Origin of the sequence: Streptomyces oceani (assembly GCF_001751245.1) — a bacterium.
GTDB lineage: Bacteria > Actinomycetota > Actinomycetes > Streptomycetales > Streptomycetaceae > Streptomyces > Streptomyces oceani.
On record NZ_LJGU01000137.1, the window covers coordinates 109,921 to 130,010 of the forward strand.

At 67.4% G+C, this 20,090-nt stretch carries 15 protein-coding genes; 8 read left to right on the forward strand and 7 right to left on the reverse strand.

Going from position 1 to position 20,090, the window contains the following annotated elements; genetic code table 11:
• Window positions 1-34 precede the first annotated feature (34 nt).
• The 4 genes from AN216_RS19925 to AN216_RS19940 form a co-directional block, all read right to left on the reverse strand.
• Window positions 35-5,119 (reverse strand): Eco57I restriction-modification methylase domain-containing protein, encoded by a 5,085-nt coding sequence (locus AN216_RS19925; protein ID WP_070198063.1) that lies wholly within the window; start codon window positions 5,117-5,119, stop codon window positions 35-37.
• 33 nt (window positions 5,120-5,152) lie between these two features.
• Complete coding sequence (locus AN216_RS19930) at window positions 5,153-8,050, reverse strand: DEAD/DEAH box helicase (protein ID WP_070198064.1); 2,898 nt, start codon at window positions 8,048-8,050, stop codon at window positions 5,153-5,155.
• A gap of 153 nt (window positions 8,051-8,203) precedes the next feature.
• Entirely contained in the window at window positions 8,204-9,469 is a 1,266-nt protein-coding gene (locus AN216_RS19935) for a serine/threonine-protein kinase (protein ID WP_070198065.1), read from the reverse strand.
• A gap of 270 nt (window positions 9,470-9,739) precedes the next feature.
• Complete coding sequence (locus AN216_RS19940; protein ID WP_070198103.1) at window positions 9,740-10,162, reverse strand: YjbQ family protein; 423 nt, start codon at window positions 10,160-10,162, stop codon at window positions 9,740-9,742.
• A gap of 137 nt (window positions 10,163-10,299) precedes the next feature.
• Between AN216_RS19940 and AN216_RS19945 the strand changes: the two genes are divergently transcribed.
• The 3 genes from AN216_RS19945 to AN216_RS19955 all read left to right on the forward strand — a co-directional run bounded on the left by AN216_RS19945 (window position 10,300) and on the right by AN216_RS19955 (window position 13,322).
• On the forward strand, window positions 10,300-11,517 hold the full coding sequence (locus AN216_RS19945) for an NAD(P)-binding domain-containing protein (protein ID WP_079166772.1): 1,218 nt from the start codon (window positions 10,300-10,302) through the stop codon (window positions 11,515-11,517).
• Window positions 11,518-11,652: 135 nt separating this feature from the next.
• Window positions 11,653-12,933 (forward strand): exo-beta-N-acetylmuramidase NamZ family protein, encoded by a 1,281-nt coding sequence (locus AN216_RS19950; RefSeq protein ID WP_070198066.1) that lies wholly within the window; start codon window positions 11,653-11,655, stop codon window positions 12,931-12,933.
• A gap of 101 nt (window positions 12,934-13,034) precedes the next feature.
• Entirely contained in the window at window positions 13,035-13,322 is a 288-nt protein-coding gene (locus AN216_RS19955; protein ID WP_070198067.1) for a YiaA/YiaB family inner membrane protein, read from the forward strand.
• A 693-nt stretch (window positions 13,323-14,015) separates the two neighbouring features.
• Here AN216_RS19955 and AN216_RS19960 read toward each other — a convergent pair.
• Window positions 14,016-15,104, reverse strand: coding sequence for a hypothetical protein (locus AN216_RS19960; RefSeq protein ID WP_139140960.1), 1,089 nt, complete (start codon window positions 15,102-15,104; stop codon window positions 14,016-14,018).
• 413 nt (window positions 15,105-15,517) lie between these two features.
• Here AN216_RS19960 and AN216_RS28735 point away from each other — a divergent pair, with 413 nt between their 5' ends.
• Window positions 15,518-16,189: a hypothetical protein gene (locus AN216_RS28735; RefSeq protein ID WP_139140961.1), complete on the forward strand. Its 672-nt coding sequence runs from the start codon at window positions 15,518-15,520 to the stop codon at window positions 16,187-16,189.
• Between the two features lie 59 nt (window positions 16,190-16,248).
• On the opposite strand, the gene AN216_RS19965 is transcribed toward AN216_RS28735, so the two are convergent.
• Together AN216_RS19965 and AN216_RS19970 are read right to left on the reverse strand one after the other, a co-directional pair.
• Window positions 16,249-16,929, reverse strand: coding sequence for a hypothetical protein (locus AN216_RS19965; RefSeq protein WP_139140962.1), 681 nt, complete (start codon window positions 16,927-16,929; stop codon window positions 16,249-16,251).
• 11 nt (window positions 16,930-16,940) lie between these two features.
• Window positions 16,941-17,945 (reverse strand): peptidoglycan DD-metalloendopeptidase family protein, encoded by a 1,005-nt coding sequence (locus tag AN216_RS19970; protein ID WP_070198070.1) that lies wholly within the window; start codon window positions 17,943-17,945, stop codon window positions 16,941-16,943.
• A 319-nt stretch (window positions 17,946-18,264) separates the two neighbouring features.
• Here AN216_RS19970 and AN216_RS30335 point away from each other — a divergent pair, with 319 nt between their 5' ends.
• The 4 genes from AN216_RS30335 (at window position 18,265) to AN216_RS19990 (ending at window position 20,089) form a co-directional block, all read left to right on the forward strand.
• Entirely contained in the window at window positions 18,265-18,663 is a 399-nt protein-coding gene (locus AN216_RS30335) for a DUF6668 family protein (RefSeq protein ID WP_338059271.1), read from the forward strand.
• Between the two features lie 15 nt (window positions 18,664-18,678).
• Window positions 18,679-18,933, forward strand: coding sequence for a hypothetical protein (locus AN216_RS19980; RefSeq protein WP_070198072.1), 255 nt, complete (start codon window positions 18,679-18,681; stop codon window positions 18,931-18,933).
• Between the two features lie 76 nt (window positions 18,934-19,009).
• Window positions 19,010-19,291, forward strand: a complete 282-nt coding sequence (locus AN216_RS19985) for a hypothetical protein (RefSeq protein WP_070198073.1) — start codon at window positions 19,010-19,012, stop codon at window positions 19,289-19,291.
• 24 nt (window positions 19,292-19,315) lie between these two features.
• A complete protein-coding gene (locus tag AN216_RS19990) occupies window positions 19,316-20,089 on the forward strand; it encodes a DUF8175 domain-containg protein (protein WP_070198074.1) in 774 nt (257 codons plus the stop codon).
• The last annotated feature ends 1 nt before the right edge of the window (window position 20,090 follow it).

Consider the following 20,090-nt stretch of genomic DNA (forward strand, 5'->3'; position numbering starts at 1 on the left):
GAGGGCAGGACGGGGAAGCCGGAGCGGGCGAGTATCAGCTTCGTTGCGGAGTCCAGCGCCCGGCGGCGATCTCCGCATCCAGCCGAGCCTGGAACGTGGCATGCGCCGCCCGCATCTCGGTCTCCCGGTCAGCCTTGTAGAACGGCGCTGAATATCCGTCGGGTGGCGGAGTGTTGGTCGGGTCCTCCAGGTGTGCGAGCAGGTCGATGTAGTCCTGCTTGGTCTGACCGTGACCGTAGGTGTTGAAATCCCCTGCGATCTTACGTCCGTTGGCGTCGAAGTACGTCGCCGCCTCGTAGTCGTACAGCTGCGGGAAGCGGGACTTGAAGATTGCTACGAGTTGGTCGGCGGTGATGCCGAGCCAAACGGCGACTAGGGCGTCGAGCTCGACCAACATGGCGCGGCGGGCATGCTCGGTACGGAGAGGGGTGGCGTACTCCCAGCTTGGCCTGAGGTCGGCGGTGAGAGGCTTCAGGCCGGGCCAGTCGGGGTTGGCCCAGTCCTCATAAGCCGCCCAGCGCGGATCGAACAGCTCTTCCCAGAGCGGGGCGTGGTGGGCCGTCAGAGCATTCAGACGGAGGGCGCGCAGGAGAAGAGCGGAAGCGAGGGGGTGACTTGACTCAGGGGCCGGCATCTTGCGGGCCTCGCTGGTCTGGAGATCGGGACGGCCCGTGATTCGCAGCAGGTAGTCAAGGGGAAGCGCCGCCCAGAAACCTGCGTTGAGGGCTGTGAGCCGATTGTCTTCCAAGGCCAGGGACTGCACTGTGTGCACATGGGCGGGGCCAGGCGGGATGAGGGCAGCTTGTAGACTGCGGCTTGTGTTGAAGGGGATCATCCTTCGCCAAGCCAGCCGGAAGAATTCAGTGTGCGGCTTTCCGAACCAAGAGTCCTGGTTCGCGAGATATGTCCGCTCATCGGTGGCCCTCACGTAGTTAGTCACGGGGACGTGATCGCCGGGCAGTTCCGTTGGCGTGAGCGTATCCCAGTGCCTTTGATTGCGGCAGGGAATCATCGGCTCCTTCGAGAAGGGGGTTGCACATGAGAAGTGAGGCCCTTGCAGAATCACATCCGTGAGCTCGCTTACGACCTGGTTGCCCCAGCGGATGAGCCCCTCCCTCTTGGCAGCGCCTTCGTCGTACCCCGTTGTGATCAACGGACCGTAGTCCGCGAGGCTATTGGGATAGTCAGCAAGCGCCTCCACTGCGCCCTGTTCACTGACGACTGCCGGATACAAAAGAGGAGTCTGCACCGATCCGCCCGTTGAACTCGTTAAGGCCTGCCAACTATCCAGCAGGGCCGCGTCCACGTGTACCACCCGCTCGCGATGCGGCCGAATATCCCACGAACCATTGTGTTTGATGCCGGGCATCGGGCCTTGCCCATCGTGGTACAGCGAGTCAGGCAGGACATCGGCGCCGCGAAGCTGACTAACGTGTAGAAAATCAGGCTCCTGCGACGTACCGTAAACGTGCATCCCGAATTCCTGGGATCGGGAGAGGTCTTCGAATGCCCAGTTCGCGGAGTTGACGAAATGTGCGTGCACCCGCAGATGCCGGTACGCGGCAGCTCGGATTGCTCCCTCCCGCACTCCGCCGAAGTGCGTGTCTGGGTGGATGAGACCTGCACTGCCGTACTGCGCAATGTGCTGCCAAACCTGTGCCACGAATGCACGGTAGAGGTCACCCTTCGTTCCCACTAGCAGCGGATAGGCGACCGGGCTACCTAGCGCGGTTACCAGCCCAGTATTCGATGCTAGTTCGTCCAGGAAGTAGGAACTGTTGTCGTCTGACGCCTTGAGCAGTTCCTCCTTGCGTAGACGCCACTCCGACGCGCTTGGCTTTTCAGACAGCGTGAACCATGGCTCCTGCTCAGCGAGGACCTGGTCCTCATGCCACTGCGGCCGAACCCACGGCGGATTCCCCACCTGCAAGTCGTAGCCGCCCCGGGCAAAGACCTGGGCGAACTCCAGCTCCCAGTGGAAGAAGCCCTGGCGGTCGGCTACCTCGTTGGCCGTCTTCAGCCAGGGGAAACGGTTGGGGAGGCGGTGCCAGCGGCGCATGCCCATCCAGTCGGGGAGCTGGTCCTCGTAGAGTTCCAGCTCCTCCAGTGATGCGAAGGTGGCGACGAAGGAGTCCTCGGGCACGTCCTGGGTGCCGAGCAGCGCCTCGGCGAAGTCGAGCCAGCCGTACAGGTCCGCGAGGGGAATGACCCGGCGGCGCTGGCCCTTGACCGCTTCCTTGCGGCCTCCTTTCTGGTGCTTGGTGGCGCGCTTCGCCTGGACGGACGTCACCTCGCCCAGGAGGTCGACGGTCTCGTAGGTGTAGAGCACGTCCTCCGCCGCGTCCGCCTGGGCGCCAGAGTCGGCGCGTTGCGCCTCGCGCTCGTACTGTTCGTCCGTGCCGTTCAGCAGCGCGGCCTTCTGGACCGGCCAGAACCAGAGCGCGCACCAGGCGTCCATCAGGGTCTTGAGGCGCCAGTAGGGAGTGTCGGGCGCCTCCAGGTCGGCGAGGACCTTGTCTCGCGGTACGGCCACCTCGGGCGAGCGGAGCCAGCCGTCCTCCGCGCCCCACACGTCGATGCGGCGCGAGATCTCTCGCTCGGAGATCTCCAGGCGCCGGGCCACCAGGCCCCACAGGTACTCGGCACGGCGCGCCAAGCCCTGCAAGCGTTCGGTCTGCTTCTTCGTCGGCGACTTGGCGAGCGTCCTGCGCCATGCGCCCAGCGCCTTGGCCGCCTCCGGGGCGAGCGCCTTGGCCTCCTTCTCGGCCGCGACCGCGCCCCACTCCTTCGCCGGAAGCAGGAAGTGGTGCACGGCGCCCTCCGGCAGGCCGCGCCCGCCCTGGGAGTCGGCCAGCGGGAAGCGTTCGGGGGTGGTGCCGAGCCAGCCGCCCCTCTTCAGTTTCTCCGGCCCGTACACCTCGCGCCGGCCGCCGATCAGGGAGTTGCCGCGCCGGAGGTGGAGGCCGAACCAGGGGGCTTCCATGCCGGGGTGCATGGTGTTGAGCCACAGCGAGACCTCGGCCAGTTCGACGGCGGTCGAGTTGAGGTCGACGCCGTAGGAGTTGTGCAGGGCGATGTACGCCTTGGTTTTCTGCAGCTCGACGGCGTACTTCTCCGTATCGATCGCCTCGCCCAGCTCGTCCTGCCTGCGCCGCAGGTACTCCGCCGCGACCTGGTTGATGGCCTCGTTGAGGAACGCCCCCGAGCCCAGCGCGGGCTCGCAGATCCTCCACTCCAGCAGCTCCCGCGCCGGGGTGTCCTCACCGTCCTGGTCGAGTCGGTGCTGGAGGGCCAGCTGAACGGTGACGCGGGTCAGGGACTCGGGGGTGTAGTACGAGGCGGAGGTCTGCCGGTCGCGGCCGGAGAGGCGGTAGACGAAAGAGCCGGGGGCGTAGCGCGCCCGCCGCTCCTCACCGGTGTCCTCGTCCTTGACCCGTACGAACACGTCGTCCGGGTACTCTCCGATGCGGCTCGCGGGGATCATCCAGGAGCCGTCCTTGGAGTCGCCGTTCTTCGCGACCTCGTACAGCTCTTCGCCCGCGATGGAGCCGGAGTACGACATCAGGCCCTCGTAGACCGCGCCGAGCTGGTTGATGCCGAGCTGGGCGTACGAGATGAAGCCGCCGCGTTCGCCCTTCTTGCCGCGGGTGAGCATGAGCAGGCGCAGGACGCGGTAGAGGGTGGCGTTGCGCAGGCGGGTGTCGATGAAGCGTTCCTCGCCGGTGGCCGCCTCCGCGTCGGAGTCCGTGCGCGGGTCGCGGACGGCCTGCTCGCCGATGAGGCGGATCGACTCGGTCTCGAAGAGCTTGGAGTGGAGAGGTTCGAAGCGAAGCCCGATATCCTCCGAGGCCCGCTCGCCGTCGGCCGCCTCGGCCTGCTCGGCCTCCCCCGCCTGCTCCGCCGCGGCGCCGTGGGTGCGGCGGGGGCGGTAGCCCTCCTGGACCCTGCGGAAGAGGAGGTCGAGGGATTCGTAGAGATAGAAGCCGGTCCGGGACTTCTCGTCGACGAGGTCACGTTCGGCGACGAGTTCACCGAGCCGGCCCAGGCCGTAGCCCTGCTGGTACTCGGGGTAGTCGGCGGGGAGGATGCCGAGTTCGGGGCGGGCCTCGGCATAGAGGAGGAAGAGGACGCGGTAGAGGTAGCGGAGTGATTCGCGGGTCAGCTGGCGGCTCAGCTCGGGGAGTTCCTTGACCTGCTCGGGCCGTACGCCCGCCTCGTGCAAACGGTCCAGGACCTCGTTGGCGATGAGCTCGATGCTGGTACGTAGCCCGTCACGCAGCTCACTGGAGACGCCGACCGCGTGCTTTGCCGACTTGCCGACGAGCTCGGCGAGGGGGTTCTCACCGCCCTCCTCGGGGGTGCGGAGCGAGTCGGCGCCGAACAGGGCCGCCACCGTGTCCAGTTCGCCGCCGTTCCTGGTGTCGTTGCGTTCCAGAGCCGCGTCGAGGGAGACGGCGAGATAGCGGCCCTCGCCCCAGGCGGCCCGGTCGGCGAGGACGACGACGCCCCCGGCGAGCAGCAGGACGTAGCGGGGCGCGTCCTCGGCGGCGAAGAGGAAGGCGGCCAGCTTCGAGCCCGTGGCCACGGTGCTCTGGGCGTCGAGGCGCAGCGGTTCCAGCAGGCGGCCCGCGCCGTCGGCGTCCAGGGCGTCGTCCGGCTTGGTCGCCCAGCCGCAGTCGAGGGCGACCAGGCCCTTCTCGGCGTGTGCGACCCGTACCTCGTGGGACTGGTCGGCGCGTTCGACGGTGAGGGTGGCGGGCTTGGCGTCGAATCCGAGGGCGCGCAGCACCTCGGCGTTGAGGGCCCGTACGCGCGTGCACCACTCGGGCGAGTCGTAGGTGAGCGCGTCGTCGTCGGTCCTGGCGGGGCGCTCGTCCAGCCCCTGGTCTTCCCCCGTGGCGAAGAAGGAGCGGGCCTGGAAGTACGGGCGGCGCAGCGCGCGCAGGCCCGCGCGCGGAGTGACGGGGAGCACGTCCTCGGGGCGGTCCTCCCCTGCCGCCGCCTCTTCTCGCTGCTTCCACCGCGCGAGGAGGCCGGACTTGATGTCCTTGGGGAGGATCTCGGCCAGGTAGTGCGCGGAGAAGTAGTCGCCGCGGTTGACCAGGGAGTCGTACGTCATTGTCGGTGACCTTCGCGGTGTCGGCGGGAGGTGTCAGGCGGGGGTGAGGACGGCCAGGACGCGGAGCATGGGGCGGCCCGTGGTGAGGAGGGAGTCGGCGAGAGAGGCCAGCCGCTTCTTCGAGGTGTGGCCCTCGGCCGGAGCGCCGGAGAGGGTCGGCTGCTCCCAGTCCCCCAGGCGCAGCTTGTACTCCTCGATCGGCCCGCGCAGCGGCTCGTCCCAAGCCTCGCGGTGCTCTTCCAGGAAGGCTTCGGCTGCGTCCAGCACAGCGGGGATGGCTTCGGTGAGGGCGGTGGTGTCGTGCGGGGTGGCCGGGTTGGCCATGGAGGGGCCGACGCCGGCCCGGCGGAGGACCTCCACCATGTCACCGTCGACCGAGCAGCCGTCGGGGCCGACGCCGGAGCCGTCCGTCGTGACCGCCATCCACTGGACGACGGTGGGACGCCCTTGTTTGTTGGAGTAGATGCCCTGGACGAGGTAGGTGGGGCGCTCGACGTCGGCGGTGAGGACGGGGGCCTCCTGGCGGTCCAGGCGGACCAGGACCTTGTCCGTCAGCCACTCGACCACCGGATGCAGGTCGGTCAGCAGGGAGATCTCCGGCCAGCTGGTGGTGGCCGACTCACGGGCGCGCTGGAGGCTGTGCTCGGCCAGGCGACGGTTCAACGTCACCAACAGGCGTTCGCGAAGGCGCTGTTCGCGGACGTAGTCCGGGGGCAGGGCCTTGAGGCGGTGCACGAGGTCGGCGGGCGGGACGAGGGAGATGAGGCCGGTTTCGGGGTCGGTGTCCAGGTCGAGGCTCTTCCGCGCGTCCGGGAACACCTCGCGCAGCGCCTCATCCAGGAACTCGCGGGTGGAGGTGAACAGGCGCGGGACGTGGGCGCGGGGCACCGAGGCATCCGTGACGCCTTCGGGTTCGTCGCCGACCGCGCCGAAGAAGTCGGCGAGGAAGTCGTCCATGCCGCCGTCGCCGCTCTCCGCTCCTCCCTGGCCGCTCGCGTCAAGGGACTCGTCGACGGTGCGGCCGCGCAGCAGGTCCCGTACGAGGGACTTCTCCTCCGCCTCCGCACGGTAGAGGCCGGAGACGGCCTCCGCTGTGCCGAGTGCGCGGTGTGCCTCGTCCTCGCGTTCCAGCAGGCGCTCGGAGACGAGGGTGTCGTCCTTGGCGCCATCGACCGCGCTGGTGAGGATGAGCGCGCGGAACTGCGGCTGGTGCGCCTGCCCGTAGCGGTCGATACGGCCGTTTCGCTGCTCGATGCGGATGAGCGACCAGGGCACGTCGTAGTGGACCAGCTGGTGGCACTGGCGGTGCAGGTTGACGCCCTCGGAGGCGACGTCGCCGGTGAACAGGATGCGGACCGGGGTGTCCGCCAGACCGAAGTCCTCCACGCACTGCATCTGCTGCTCGTCCGTCAGCCCGCCGTGCATGACCCGACCGGCTTCCTTCGCCGCCTTTCCCTTGAAGCCGAGGGCGGCCGGGACGGTCTCGGCCAGCCACTCCAGCGTCTTGACCCGCTCGGAGAAGACCACTGCCCGAGTGGCCGACCGGGGTCCGACCCCGATCTCCCTGAGCTGCTCGACGAGCGCCCGGAACTTCCCGGAGTCGTCCTGTGTCATCCCGTCGGCCAGCTCGCGGAGCCGCTGGAGGGCCGTCAGCTCGGCGGACACAGCCTGGGCGTCACCACTCTCCTCCGCCTTCTTGCCCAGGGTCCTGATACGGCTGTCCACCGTCGCGACCAGCGCCTTGTGTGAGGAGAGGAAGGACTTCAGGAGCGTGTACGGGAAGAGCGGAACGTCGCTGACGGACGGGGCGCCGTCCGCGGGCAGCCACACCCGGGCCAGTTCCTCGAAGACTTTCTCCTCGGCCGGGGTGGCCTCCGCGTGCACTGCGCGGGAGGGCCCGCGGTCGGCCCACTGGCCCTTCATCTGGTCGCGGACCTCGGGGCTGACCTTCGTACGGCGGATGAAGAGGTGCTCGATGTCCTCGGCACGGTAGTGCTCGGGGTCCCGGATGGCTGTGGGGTCCAGGAGGGAGATGAGCTCGGCGAAGGAGCGCGCGTCACCGTTGTGCGGGGTCGCGGAGGCCAGGATGAGGGCGTCGGTGCGCGGGGCGAGGGTCTGGGCTAGCTGGTTGCGCAGAGAGCCCTTGTTGATCAGGTTGTGGGACTCGTCGATGACGACGGCGTCCCACCGGATGTGCTCCAGGTGGTGCTTGTACTGGTCGGTGTTCTTGAGCGTGTCGATGGAGACGATGACGCGCTTGAAGTAGGTGAACGGGTTGCGGCCCGCCGGGATCTCCCGCTGGATGCGCTCGATGCCGACCGAGTCGAGGCGTACCAGCGGGACCGCGAAGCGGGTCCACACCTCCTGCTGGAATTGCTCCAGCACGTGCTGCGGGGTGATGACGAGGATGCGTTCCCCGCGGCCGCGGCGGATCAACTCCGCGAGGGTGAGTCCGATTTCGAGGGTCTTGCCGAGACCGACGACGTCCGCGATCAGCAGTCGAGGCCGCAGGTTCCGCCCGGAGAGAGCGAGTTCGGCGGGGCGCTGCTGGTAGGGCAGGGGGTCGAGGAGGAAGGAGTCGGCGAGCGCCAGGCCGCGCTCCGCCTGCGGCAGTGCGGTCTTGCGGAGTACGGCCTCCAGGTAGAGCCGTGAGCGGCGGAAGGCGGGCGAGTCGTCCCGGACGAGCCGGGTCGCGCGCGGGTCGAGCAGCTCAACACGGTCCAGGTTGGTGAAGAACACCGCCTCCTGGTCCCGTACGAATTCCGAGGCGCCGACGGCCTCGATGAGCGTGCCGTCGTGCGTGGTCCGCTTGGTGTTGCGCACCAGCCACACCTCGTCGCGCACGAGGATCTGCGCACCGGCCGGGAACTGGGCATCCGAGCGGCCCGCTGTCGTTTCCGGGGCGTCTGCGGTGGTCTGGTCGGCGGTCACCCGAGGGCCTCCTGGTCGGTCGGTCTGCGGCGGGACGAGGCGGGGTCCCGCGCGCGGAGGAGCCGCCGTCGGTCTGTCTCCCAGCGGCGCGGTGGAAGGGACAGAAGTCGGTGCGGCACCAAACGGGGACGGGCCCGCTCGGTGGGCGTCATATCAGAACGGGGCGCCGGCCGCGTACGTCCGGCGGAGCTGTGCCGCGGTCGTACGGGCCTGCTTGGAATGCAGGACCGTGTGCCGGACGGACGCGCTTCGTTGCCGACCCAAGTGCGGCGACTGCGGCTCCCGCGGCTCGGGCTGCGAGCGTTCCGGGCCTGTGGCGGACACCGGGGAGTCGCACACGGAAGACGAGGGCGGCTCAGGAGTGTCGCGCCCGGTGGTGTCGGACGGTTGCGAGGTGGCGGTCCGCGGCTCCTCGGAGTCGGGCCGCGTCCCGCCCTCCTGCCCGGACCGTGGCGGGTCGGACACGGTGCTCAGGGCGGGAAAGGGAGCCGTCGACAGCGGCCCGCCGAGGTCGGCCGCCTCGGGGACATCCTGCTGTGCCATCGATGTCGCATAGGCGGTGAGCCGACGGCGCGCCTGTGCGATCTTCATACCCTGTGCCTCGATGAGGCTCCGACAATGCCGCACCACCTCTGTCAAGGAGGGCCGGTCCTCAGCGGACCGGGCGAGCATGTCGGCGAGGAGCGGGGTGAGTTCCTCAGGTGCCCCGGAGAGATCGGGGACCGCGTTCGGATCGGTGACCTGTTGGAAGACGAGATACGGGGTGGCGGCTCGGTACGGGTAGTGCCCTGTGGCGGCGAACAGCAGCACGGCCCCGAGCGAATACACGTCCACGGCGCTGCTCAGCGGCTTCAGATTCGCCGCCTGTTCGGGCGCCATGCACACCGGAGTGCCGACCACCTGGTCCGGGGCGGTGAGAGAGATGCTCGACTCGGCGAAGACGGCGAGTCCGAAGTCGATGATCTTGGGCCCGTTGGGGCCGAGCAGTACGTTCGCGGGCTTGAGGTCCCGGTGGAGCAGGCCCTGGTCGTGTACGGAGGCCAGGGTCTCCGCGAGGATCGCGCCGAGCGCGGCGACGAGCAAGCATCCCATGGGACCGTGCACTTTCACATGCTTGCCGAGGTCGGCGCCCTCCACGTACTCCGTGGCCAGCCAAGGCTGTTCGGCCTCGGCGTCGTAGCCCATCAACGCCGCGATACGCGGGCCCCAGACCGTCTTCAGGACCTCAACCTCCTGGGCGAAGCGCAGTCTCGACTCCGAGTCCACCACTGAGGGCTTGATCACCTTCACCGCCGCGGGCTCACCCCCGGGCGACTCACCGAGAAACACCCGCCCCATGCCTCCCTGCCCGATGCGCGCCTGGAGTTCGAAACCGCCCAGCGTGACGGGGTCCTCAGGGCTCAGGGGAGTGGTATGCAAGTCGTCCTCGGTCCTCGATCCTGGCCGCACGCCTGCGGCACTGGGGCTTCACTGCCTGAAAGGGGGCCGTGGAGCAGGCCACAACCTCGTACACGGTAGTCGACGGGTACGACAGACGGTGGGCGAATGCGATTGTCAACGCCCGCGCGGATGTGCAAACACGGGAACAGGAATCACGCATCACCTTCCGAACCCGTCGCGTAGGCGAAACGGGAGACATCCACGTACCTCGTGACCTACCGGGCAGGTGCATGGCGACATCACCCAGGCCTAGCCCAGAAAACTCAACCGCACCTTCCGGTCCGGGTTGTCCACGTTCGTGTCCACCAGGCAGACCGACTGCCAGGTGCCCAGTTCCAATCGTCCGCCCAGCACCGGCAGGGTCGCGTGCGGTGGCACGATCGCCGGCAGGACGTGGTCCCGCCCGTGCCCGGGGCTGCCGTGCCGATGCCGCCAGCGGTCGTCGGCCGGCAGCAGATCCCGTAGCGCGGCCAGCAGGTCCTCGTCGCTGCCCGCACCGGTCTCCAGGATGGCCACGCCCGCTGTGGCGTGGGGTACGAAGAGGTTGAGCAGGCCGTCCCGGCCCCCAGCCGCCTGCCGCAGGAAAGCGGCACACTCATCGGTGAGGTCGGTGACCACCTCACTCGACCCGGTGGTGACCTCAAGGACGTGGGTACGCAGTGTGTCGCTCATGACGTCCATGGTGCACGCCCGTGTCCGTACTCCGGAGCAGCCGCCTCGGCCAGGCCGCGCCAAGGCCGGTAGGCCGTCCGGCACGTCCGGCCCGCAACTCCCGGGAAGAACGAGCCGCCCCCGCTCGTTACCAGGTCATGCAGCACGTCGACATCGTCGTCATCGGCGCCGGTCAGGCCGGCCTCTCCAGCGCCTACCACCTCCGTCGGCTCGGCCTCACCGCCGGGCGGGACTTCGTCGTCCTGGACCACTCCCCGCGTCCCGGTGGCGCCTGGCAGTTCCGCTGGCCGACTCTGACGTACGACAGGGTGCACGGCATGCACGCGCTGCCCGGCATGGAACTGAGCGAGGCGGGCGTCGAGGCCGACCCGGACCGGCCGTCCTCGGGGGTGGTCGGCGACTACTTCGCCGCGTACGAGAACGCCTTCGGCCTGAGGGTACGTCGCCCCGTCCACGTGCGTGCCGTACGAGAAGCGCCGGACGACCCGCGACTCCTGCTCGTCGAGACCTCCGCCGGCACCTGGCGCACCCGCGGTGTGGTGAGCGCCGCGGGCACGTGGGACCGGCCGTTCTGGCCGTACTTCCCGGGGCGGCGCGACTTTCGGGGCCGGCAGTTGCACACCGCGGACTATCCGGGACCCGATTCCGAGGCGTTCGCCGACAAACGGGTCGTCGTGATCGGTGCCGGGACCTCCGCCGTGCAGCACCTGCTGGAGATCGGCCCGGTGGCGGCACACACCACCTGGGTGACGCGTCGCGAACCGCTCTTCCGCGAGGGCCCGTTCGGCAGCGAGGAAGGCCGGGAGGCGGTGGCTCGCGTCGAGGAACGGGTACGGGACGGGCTGCCGCCGCGCAGCGTCGTATCGGTGACCGGTCTGCCAATGAACGAGGCGATACGGCGGGCTCGGGAGAGCGGCCTGCTGACCCGCCACCCGCTGTTCGAGCGGATCACACCGGAGGGGGTGCGGTGGCCCGACGGCCACACGGTCTCCGCTGACACGCTGCTGTGGGCCACCGGGTTCCGGCCGGTCGTCGCACACCTCGCGCCCTTGCGGTTGCGTGAGCCGGCCGGGGGAATCGCCCTGGACGGTACCCGGGTGATAGGTGACCCGCGGGTGCATCTGGTCGGCTACGGTCCCTCGGCCAGCACGATCGGCGCGAACCGCGCGGGGCGTACCGCCGCCCGCGGGCTGCTGCGGCTGCTCGGCCAGGACACCGCGTCGCCGGCTCCGGAGCAGCGCCCGTACCCCGTGCCCCTGAGGGGCCAACCGTCACCGAAGGACGAAGGGACGGGGACGGCGGAGGGCGTACTCGCCGGCGGCGCGGCCGTGCGGAACGCGGTTCCGGTCGGCTGAGCCAGTCCCGTCGCTCGCCGTGCGCTACCCACTCCGACGCCGGGGGCCGCACCCGCCTGCCATGCCAGTGCTCTAGACCATTGCAGCCGTGCGTGGCCCCTTGTCCCGCTACGCCGCGCTGGATAGCTTCCCCGCATGCCTACCCGCCGTAGCCTCCTCGCCGGTGGCACCGCCGCCGCGCTGTCCGCACCCCTGGTCTCCGCCACGTCGGCTTCGGCCGCCCCGGGACGGCCGAAGCATCGCGTCACGCCCGGTGCCGATCGGGCCGCCGCCGACGGCTGGTCGACGCTGCGGGGCCGTAAGGTCGGGGTGATCAGCAATCCGACCGGGGTGCTGCAGGACACCAGCCACATCGTGGATTCGATGGCCGCGCGGGACGAGTTGAACATCGTCGGCGTGTTCGGCCCGGAACACGGCTTCCGTGGCAGCGGCCAAGCGGGGGAGTCGGAACCGGAGTTCGAAGATCCGCGTACTGGCCTGACCGTGTACGACGCCTACGGCGCCGACGAGAAGAAGCTGCGACAGCTCTTCAATAAAGCTGGCGCGGACACCATCGTCTTCGACATCCAGGATGTCGGCGTACGCTTCTACACCTACATCTGGACGATGTACCAGGCGATGGTCGCGGCCCGGGCCATCGACGCCCGGTTCGTGGTGCTGGACCGGCCCAACCCGGTCGGCCGTCGCGCCGACGGCCCGATGATGACCGAGAAGTTCACGTCCGGCGTGGGGTTGAAGCCGATCATCCAGCAACACGGCATGACGGTCGGCGAACTGGCCCGTTACTTCAACGGCGAGCTGCTGCCGGACGAGGGGGACGGTGGCCGGGTCGACCTGGAGGTCGTCGAACTCCGTGGCTGGGAACCGGACTCCCTGGCGGTCGAGAACGACCTCCCCTGGGTGCCGCCGTCGCCCAACATGCCGACTCCGGAGACCGCGACCGCGTACCCGGGCACCGGCTACTTCGAGGGCACCAACCTCTCCGAGGGCCGCGGCAGCACGCGTCCCTTCGAGTTCATCGGCGCCCCCTACCTCGACTATCACTACAGTGACCGGCTCAACGCCCGCGAACTGCCGGGCGTGCGCTTCCGCGAGTGCTACTTCGTGCCGACCTTCAGCAAGCACAAGGAGAAGACCTGCGCGGGCGTGCAGCTCTTCGTCACGGACCCGCGCCGCTTCGAGCCCGTCCCGGCCGCGGTCGCCATGCTGGTGGAGGCCAGCAGATACGACGAGTTCGCCTGGCGTGAGGACGACTGGGACAAGGAGCGTCCGTACTGGATCGACAAGCTCTCCGGTTCGACCAGGCTGCGGAAGATGATCGACTCGGGCGCGGAACCGGAGGAGATCGCGACCCACTGGCGGGGCGACGTACGGGACTTCGAACGCGCGCGGCGGAAGTACCTGCTCTACCGCTGAAGTTGGTGAGGCGAGGGCCGTGGCGGTCTCGCGAAGTACTGGGACGGCGAGTGAGTACTCGTACTCATGACGGTGTGTCGGGGCCGTATCACGATGGGCGCATGACGACATCCATTGAGCGGCCGACCACCACGGCCTTCTTCGCCCAGGCCGCCATCGCCTTCGGCGTGTCACTGCTCGCGGTAGCCATCGGCGTGGTGTGGCTGCCGGTCGGCCCCTGGGAGCGCGGATTCCTCGCGCTCGGCGTGCTGTTCCTGGTCAGCTCCTCCTTCACGCTCGCCAAGTGCGTGCGCGACCGGCAGGAGTCGCAGGAAGTCACGAGCAGGGTCGAACAGGCCCGTATCGACAAGATCATCACCGAGCACGACCCCTTCGACATGAAAGCCTGACCGGGCGTGGGGCTCGCGGACTTCGCCTCACCCTCGGACTGGCCCCCTCGGGCCACCACCCGGCTGCCGACGATGCGGCTGCTGCTGCACTGGTTGTTGGTGGCGTTGTGCCGCTTCCCGTACCGCTGCCGACCGCTCACGGTGCATCGCGTGCACGCCAGCCGAAGTGACGCCGGAGCGCAGGTTCGCCATAGCCGCCAACGGCATCCGTCCCACACGCGCCACGTCCCCCTGCAACCGCGAACGCATCGCGCCCACCTGGGCCAAATGGCCAGCCAGCTCACCCTGACCCATCTCCCGGACCGAAGCCTGGGCGGCAGCGAGAACCGCGCTCGGATGGGTGGGGATCGGGGCCGAGCCGGAGCGTGCAAGCGTGGAGGGTATACCGAGGGAGCGCAGGGCTGACATATCCGCGGTTCGATCGTGGGCGGCGGCGCGGAGGTGCCAGGGAGCCGGTACCGCGCCCTTCGGTCGGACGGATGTGGTCCGCCAACTCACGGTGCCGGAGAACTCGTTCACCAGTACCTGCGCGCGTGGTCGTACGGACCTCTCATGCGCAGCTCGGGCGCGTGCCGTGTCCCGCTCGGCTTGCCGTTGCTGCGACACGTCTCGACGAGTGAGCCCCTCGGTCCCGCTACGGAAGCGGTCGCGGGGAACATCCCCCGACGGTCCCGTCATCATCGCCTACTTCCGTCAGGCCCGCTGGGTGAGCCGGACCATCCGCTGTTTCGCGGCGTCGAGCTTCTCGACCTCCTCCGCGGCCTGCCCACCCACCCGTACGAGCGCTGACCAGAGGTCGACGAGTTCCCGACCACACTCCAGCCCGACCCGTGGATCACCGATCCTGGGCCAGACCGCAGCAGCACGCATCAACGTTTCGTAGGCACGTGGGTCGCGCCGCTGGTACCGCGCTCTTGCCACCTCCAGCGTTGTCGCCATGGAGCGGGCCATGTCTCCTGCCAGATAGGCCACCTGCGCCGAGAGCTCACGCAACTCCAGCACATGCGGATGCTCGGTCCCCAGTTGCTGGCTCACCACAGCCAGGCTCTGTTGGGCGGTTGTCGCCGCGAACTCGATGTGTCCCATCTGGATGGCGTGGTTGATGCGGGAGACGGCTTCGGCGACAGCCGGTGGTGTCCGATCAAGAGGTGGCGGCCCCTCAGTCGTCGGCTGTTGCTGGGGCGTCACCGGCTGCTGGATCTCCTCAACCGGCACCGGGTGCTCCAAACCCGGCGAAGCGGGAGCGGGTCGCGCCGCAGCCGACGATACGGAGGGAGGGGGAGTCATTCGGGTGTCCGGTGCGGGCGGGGGAAACGTCTGTTGGTCCTGCGGATGTACGGACCTCTGCCCGTCCTTCTCCAGTGACGTCTGCTCCGTTTGCGGCGCCCCTGGACTGGCTTGGGCGGTCGACCTCGATGTCGCGTCGCCCACGGCCACGGAAGAGCGCGCCGACGCGGCGACCCCACTTGCCGACAGGGGACGCTCCGGCATCCGCTCCGGCTCGCCGGCGAACTGACTGGAACCGTCCGTCTGCACCTCGATAGGCGTGATGAAGCCACCACGAGCGTCATGCACGGTGGCACGCACTGGATGGCCAGTGGCCATCGCCAGGCGGTAGAGATAGTTGAGCACGGAATCGTGCAACGCCTCGTCGTCGCGGGGGGCCACTGGCATCTCGCCGATGGAACAACCTCCCTCCTCCGTGATCAACACCTCGAAGGGAGTTGGCGTGGACTGCCCAGCTTCGGCAGTCGGTTTCCTGTCACGACGCAGCTTGGGCATCAGGCTCTCACTAGGCTTTCGCTCCGGGCCAGGGGGACTGTGGGCTAAGAACATCGTAGTTCGGCACCTCTCACCACGTGGCTGTCCGCGTCGGTCAACTCACCGCTCCCGAACGGCGCCTTCCCCGTTCTCGCGTACTGAGACATCTGAGCCGAGGATCTGGTTCCGGAACGGCAGGCTCCTCCCAGCGGCTGACACTTGACGCCACCACAAGGCCGACAGAAGGGCAACTTTCACACCTGAACCGCACTCAACTCCAGTACACCACGCGGTAGTTCGTTCATCTGAACGCCCAGCTTGGCAGAGACCACAGTTCACGAAACCCTCGCCAGGGCCAACGGGTTCTACGGTAACCTCTCCCCGCACTGCGAACGGAACGTAACCTGGCCGTCACGAAGAGGAGACTGTCCGACATGCGCGCAATGACGCGAAAACTGGCCACGGGCTCGATAGCCGTCCTCTGCCTCACCTCCTTGGCCGCGTGTGGGGACGAGGGCGGCAAAGATTCGAACCCGTCCGGGAAGGCTCCCACCACCTCCAACTCTCCCGAGGCCAAGCCACCGAAGCCCCGCGGCCCCGTACTCAAGGGCAAGGTTCTACGCAAATTCCCCTACGCAGCACAAATCGCATCCGCCAATACCAGTTATGAGATGAAGGATGGAACTCCCGTTGATCCAGGAGAACTCAGCTTGCAGATCTTGATGGTCGTCAAATCTGACCTGGACGGTCGTTCTATCAGGCCGCCAGGGTCCACTTCTATGGAGTTCCGAATGGCTCCAGGAGAGGGAGGGCAGGAAGGAGTATCCATCAGCCTGCATCCCGCAACGAATTACTTCAAAGCTGCGGACGTGAATGCCCAGGGCGAGGGTTCAGGGTTCGGCGAAGAGGACCTCCACGGAAGTCTCGAGGCGGGGACTCCCTACTATGTTACTTGGGAAGTTATCGTGGATGAGGGCCTACAGCTTGGCGAGGGCAGACTTTGTCCCCCGAACACGGGAGAGGAGCGCGATGCCGAGCCTCCGTCGGTCGAGGGCTGGAATAAACGCTGCATCCCCGTCGGCAAGGTGAAACAACCCACCTCCTAACGTCATTACGCCGACTCCCCCAGAAGGCCGGGAGCGTCCTTGGGTGGCCCGAACGATGCCTACGGGCTTTCCGAGGACTCATCGGTATCCCCGGCCTGGGTACTGGGCACCGCGGCTGCCGGGATGAGGTGCAACTCGCTGATGCGCCAGGGCTTCCCCTTCTCGCCTCGCTTCAGAGTGACGAACGCCTGCACCCTAGGACCCTGGCCTTTCCAGTCGTCCCGACCGATCGCCTTGCCCTCGACGGTGAGTTGCCGATGGGCCTTGAGTGGCCTGTCGGGCGGCGCGTCACCATCAAAGATGAACTGCGTCTCGACCTTCATCCACGCCTTGTGCTCAGCCCACTCGTTCCAGCGTGCGTCCGCCCCCGCGGCCCTTCGGTATTCCCGCTCCTGTTCGGCCTTCTTCTCAGTGAAGTACCGCGCGGCCCGCAGCACGGCGTCCTGCGGACTCGCGTCGTACTTGGTGTCATAGCTGTAGGCCACGCGGGCCCATGCCTTGACGACCTCGGTTGGATTCTCTCCATCGACCTCGGGCGGCTTCGGCACTTTTGCGTCCGGCCCTAGCGGCTTGCCTGATGGCGCCGGCGCCTTGGCACTGAAGGTGGACCGTGTTGGCTTGACCCTGGGTCCGGAGTCGCCCTCCAGCCCCGGCAGGCCGCAACCAGCGAGCGCGACGAGAGCCGTGGTCACGGCTGCGCTGATGATGACTGACCGTCGTTCGGTGATCCGTACGTTCACGCCGCCCCCTATCAGAGTCCGAGCCACGGGGCGGGGTCGACGTACTCGCCGTCGAGTTCGACCTCGAAATGGCAGTGCGCGCCCGTGGAGTACCCGGTGGATCCCACCGCGCCGACACGAGTTCCGGTCTTCACCTTCTGGCCCTCCTGCACGGTGATGGCGGACATGTGGTTGTAGGTCGTCGTGACCTTCTTGCCATCCTTCGTCCCATGTGAGATCTCCACACGGTTGCCGTAACCGCTCGACCATCCGGCGAAAATGACGGTGCCCTCCAGCGACGCGCGCATGGGATCACCCATCGCGGCGTCGAAGTCGATTCCGGTGTGAAGCTTGTACTCGCCCGTCACAGGATGCTCACGCATTCCGTAAGGCGACGTGACAGTGGGGTCCCCGCCGATAGGCATCGCCATCTTCGCCCCTGGTGGGATCTTGACGTCGCCTCCGACCGCCTGTTCATACTTGGAGATCAGCGACTTGATACGGGCGACGTAGGTGGTCGTTTCGTCGTACGGCGGCATGCCACCGTACTCCTGCACCGCGCCCGGCCCAGCGTTGTAGGCGGCGAGCGTGAGGTCGAGGATGTTGTCTCCATCGGCATACGGCTTGACCTCGTCGACCAGCGCGCAGTCGTAGCGCCCCTGAGCCATAATGGCGTCGCCCGCGTCGTACGGGGATATGCGCCCGTTGTTGTCGTCGTCCCGGCCCCACGTGTCCCACGTGCCGGGCATGAACTGAGACAGCCCCTCCGCGCCCACGGGCGACTTCGCCTTCGGGTTCCAGCCAGACTCCGCCTCGATCTGCGCTGCGATGACGGCCGGGCCGATCTCCTTGCACTGCTTGCCGGACTTGAGTACCCAGGAAACGTATTCCTTCGGCACTTCCTTGGTGTTGAGGCCCCCACCTCCACCTGTGGTGTCCTCGGGCTTCTCAGCCGCCATGCCGACGAACAGCAAGAACGGCATGAACGCCAGGGCCGCCGCCCCGCCAACCGCCCACGCCACACCGCTCTTCGACATTTGCCCCCCGACCCGTCGATCCACAACCGACCGGTAGATCCTACTGTTTGATGCGGTACGCTCTACGTTCCGTCACGATGACGGTGCGTACAATATAAGCTACTGCCGTTCAGTACATGACACGTACTCAGGAGAGCGTGTACGCAATCAACTTGGGGGACGCACGGGGGCCATGGTCGATAGTGGCGCTGAGGACTACGGTCCGGAGATCTGGGTTCGTGGTCCTGTCAAAGACACTCGCGTCAGCACTGAAGAGGCGGCTGGAGCGAAGGCGCAATCTGATGCGGCGGCAGGAGCCGCGATGCAGCACCTTGCCTGGATGAACGTCCACGGCGGAGCCGGTGCGTCAACGCTTGCCCAGCTTGTCGGCGGTGTCGACATCGGCCAACGCTGGCCGGTGCCGACACAGGGCGAGCCGACCACCGTGCTCCTGGTGGCTCGCACACATGCCGCCGGCCTTCGTGCCATCTCCCAGACCCTTGACGTGTTGCGGCGTGGTGAGCAGCCTCCAGGCGTTCAGATCGCCGCCGTGATCCTGGTGGCCGACGCACCTGGTCGACTCCCACGACAGCTCAACCAACGCATCAAGATCATCGGGTCCGCGGTGGCCGTGCACCGTGTCCCCTGGGTCCCAGCTTGGCGCACCGGGGAAGTTAAGGGGCCAATCCCTCGTGAGGTCAGCGCCCTCGCACGCCTCGTCGTTCCAGCAACCCAGTAAGCCGGAGGGATCGCGATGGAGAACGTCCTGCTGTTCGTCGCCGGACCGCCCGCGGAGGTCACCGACGAACTGAACAAGATCCTGGGTTGGATGGCCTGGTTCGCCTCCGCTGCGGGAGTGATGGGCCTGCTCATAGTTGGCATGCGCATGGCAATTTCACTGCGCCAGGGAGAAGGCCAGGAGCATCTGGTTCAGTTCGCGACTGTGTTGGGTGCGTGCATCATCGCCAGCACGGCCGGACCCATTGTCCAATTCCTGTTGGCGGACTGATGACCGTAAGCCCTTACAACTCATATGCAGAATTCACGAATTGACGCCCACAAGACAACAGAAAGAGGAGAACCGCATGTCGATGACAAGAATCCATCAGCTTCTGGCCGACGGCAACGTGCCGCAGCCCGATTCCAACGCGCCCGACAAACTGACGAACAAGGTCGACACCGTGCTCGGCATAGTGGCCTGGGCAGGTACGGCCGCGGGCGTGGCAGGTGTGCTGATCACCGGAGCGATGATGGCCATATCCATGCGCCGAGGTGAAGGCTCCGAGCATATGGGAAGGCTGGGCATGGTCCTGGGCGGCTGTGTACTGGTGTCCTCGGCGGGACCGCTCGTCAACTTCATCTTCTGACCTGGCGAGCAGGAGGGGCATCTGATGGCCAGGCGTAGTAAGCACGATGAGGGCGAATGGGAGCAGCCATTCTACCAACAGCGGGGCTGGCTCCTCTCAGCAGGATTTCTTCTCGCCCTGGTGGCTTTGGCCGGTATGGCTGCGCTCGTCGACATAGGCGACTCCAGCAGCGGTACGCAGGCCACGAACGACGAGGATAGACCCTCGCCTTCCTCCAGCGAACGTAAGCCTGGCGGAGATCGCGCCGAAGACGGCAGACCAGCCGGATGCCGTACTGACGACAGCGCTCAGGAGGAACCGACGGAGCCTCCCAAGGACCTGAAGTGGAAGAACATCGGAAGCAATCCCGTGCCGACGTCTCCCACCGCAGGACCGTTGCAGTTCGACGGGCCAGTCTGGTCCTGCTACGCCCACACTCCGATGGGGGCTGTCATGGCCGCGCACTCAATAATCCAGCACATCCCCTATTCGGGTTGGGAGGAGCTGGCTGAGGAGCAGTTCGTCCCCAACAAGGGACGCGAGGTGTTTCTGAAGAAGCGGGCCGAGGAAGAGGACAGGCCACTTTCGGCACCGCCGAACGACATCCAGTACGCCGGGTTTCAGATGCTGTCCTATTCGAAGGAACAGGCGTCCGTCATGATGCTTCTGCACTTCTCCGCTGACGTCTACTTCAGCGCACCGGTTGATCTTCAGTGGCATGAAGGCGACTGGAAGCTGGAACTGAGCAGCGATGGGAGCTATTCACCCGACCCCACCATGGTGGATGGCACCAACGGCTTCGTGACCTGGGGGAAGTGAA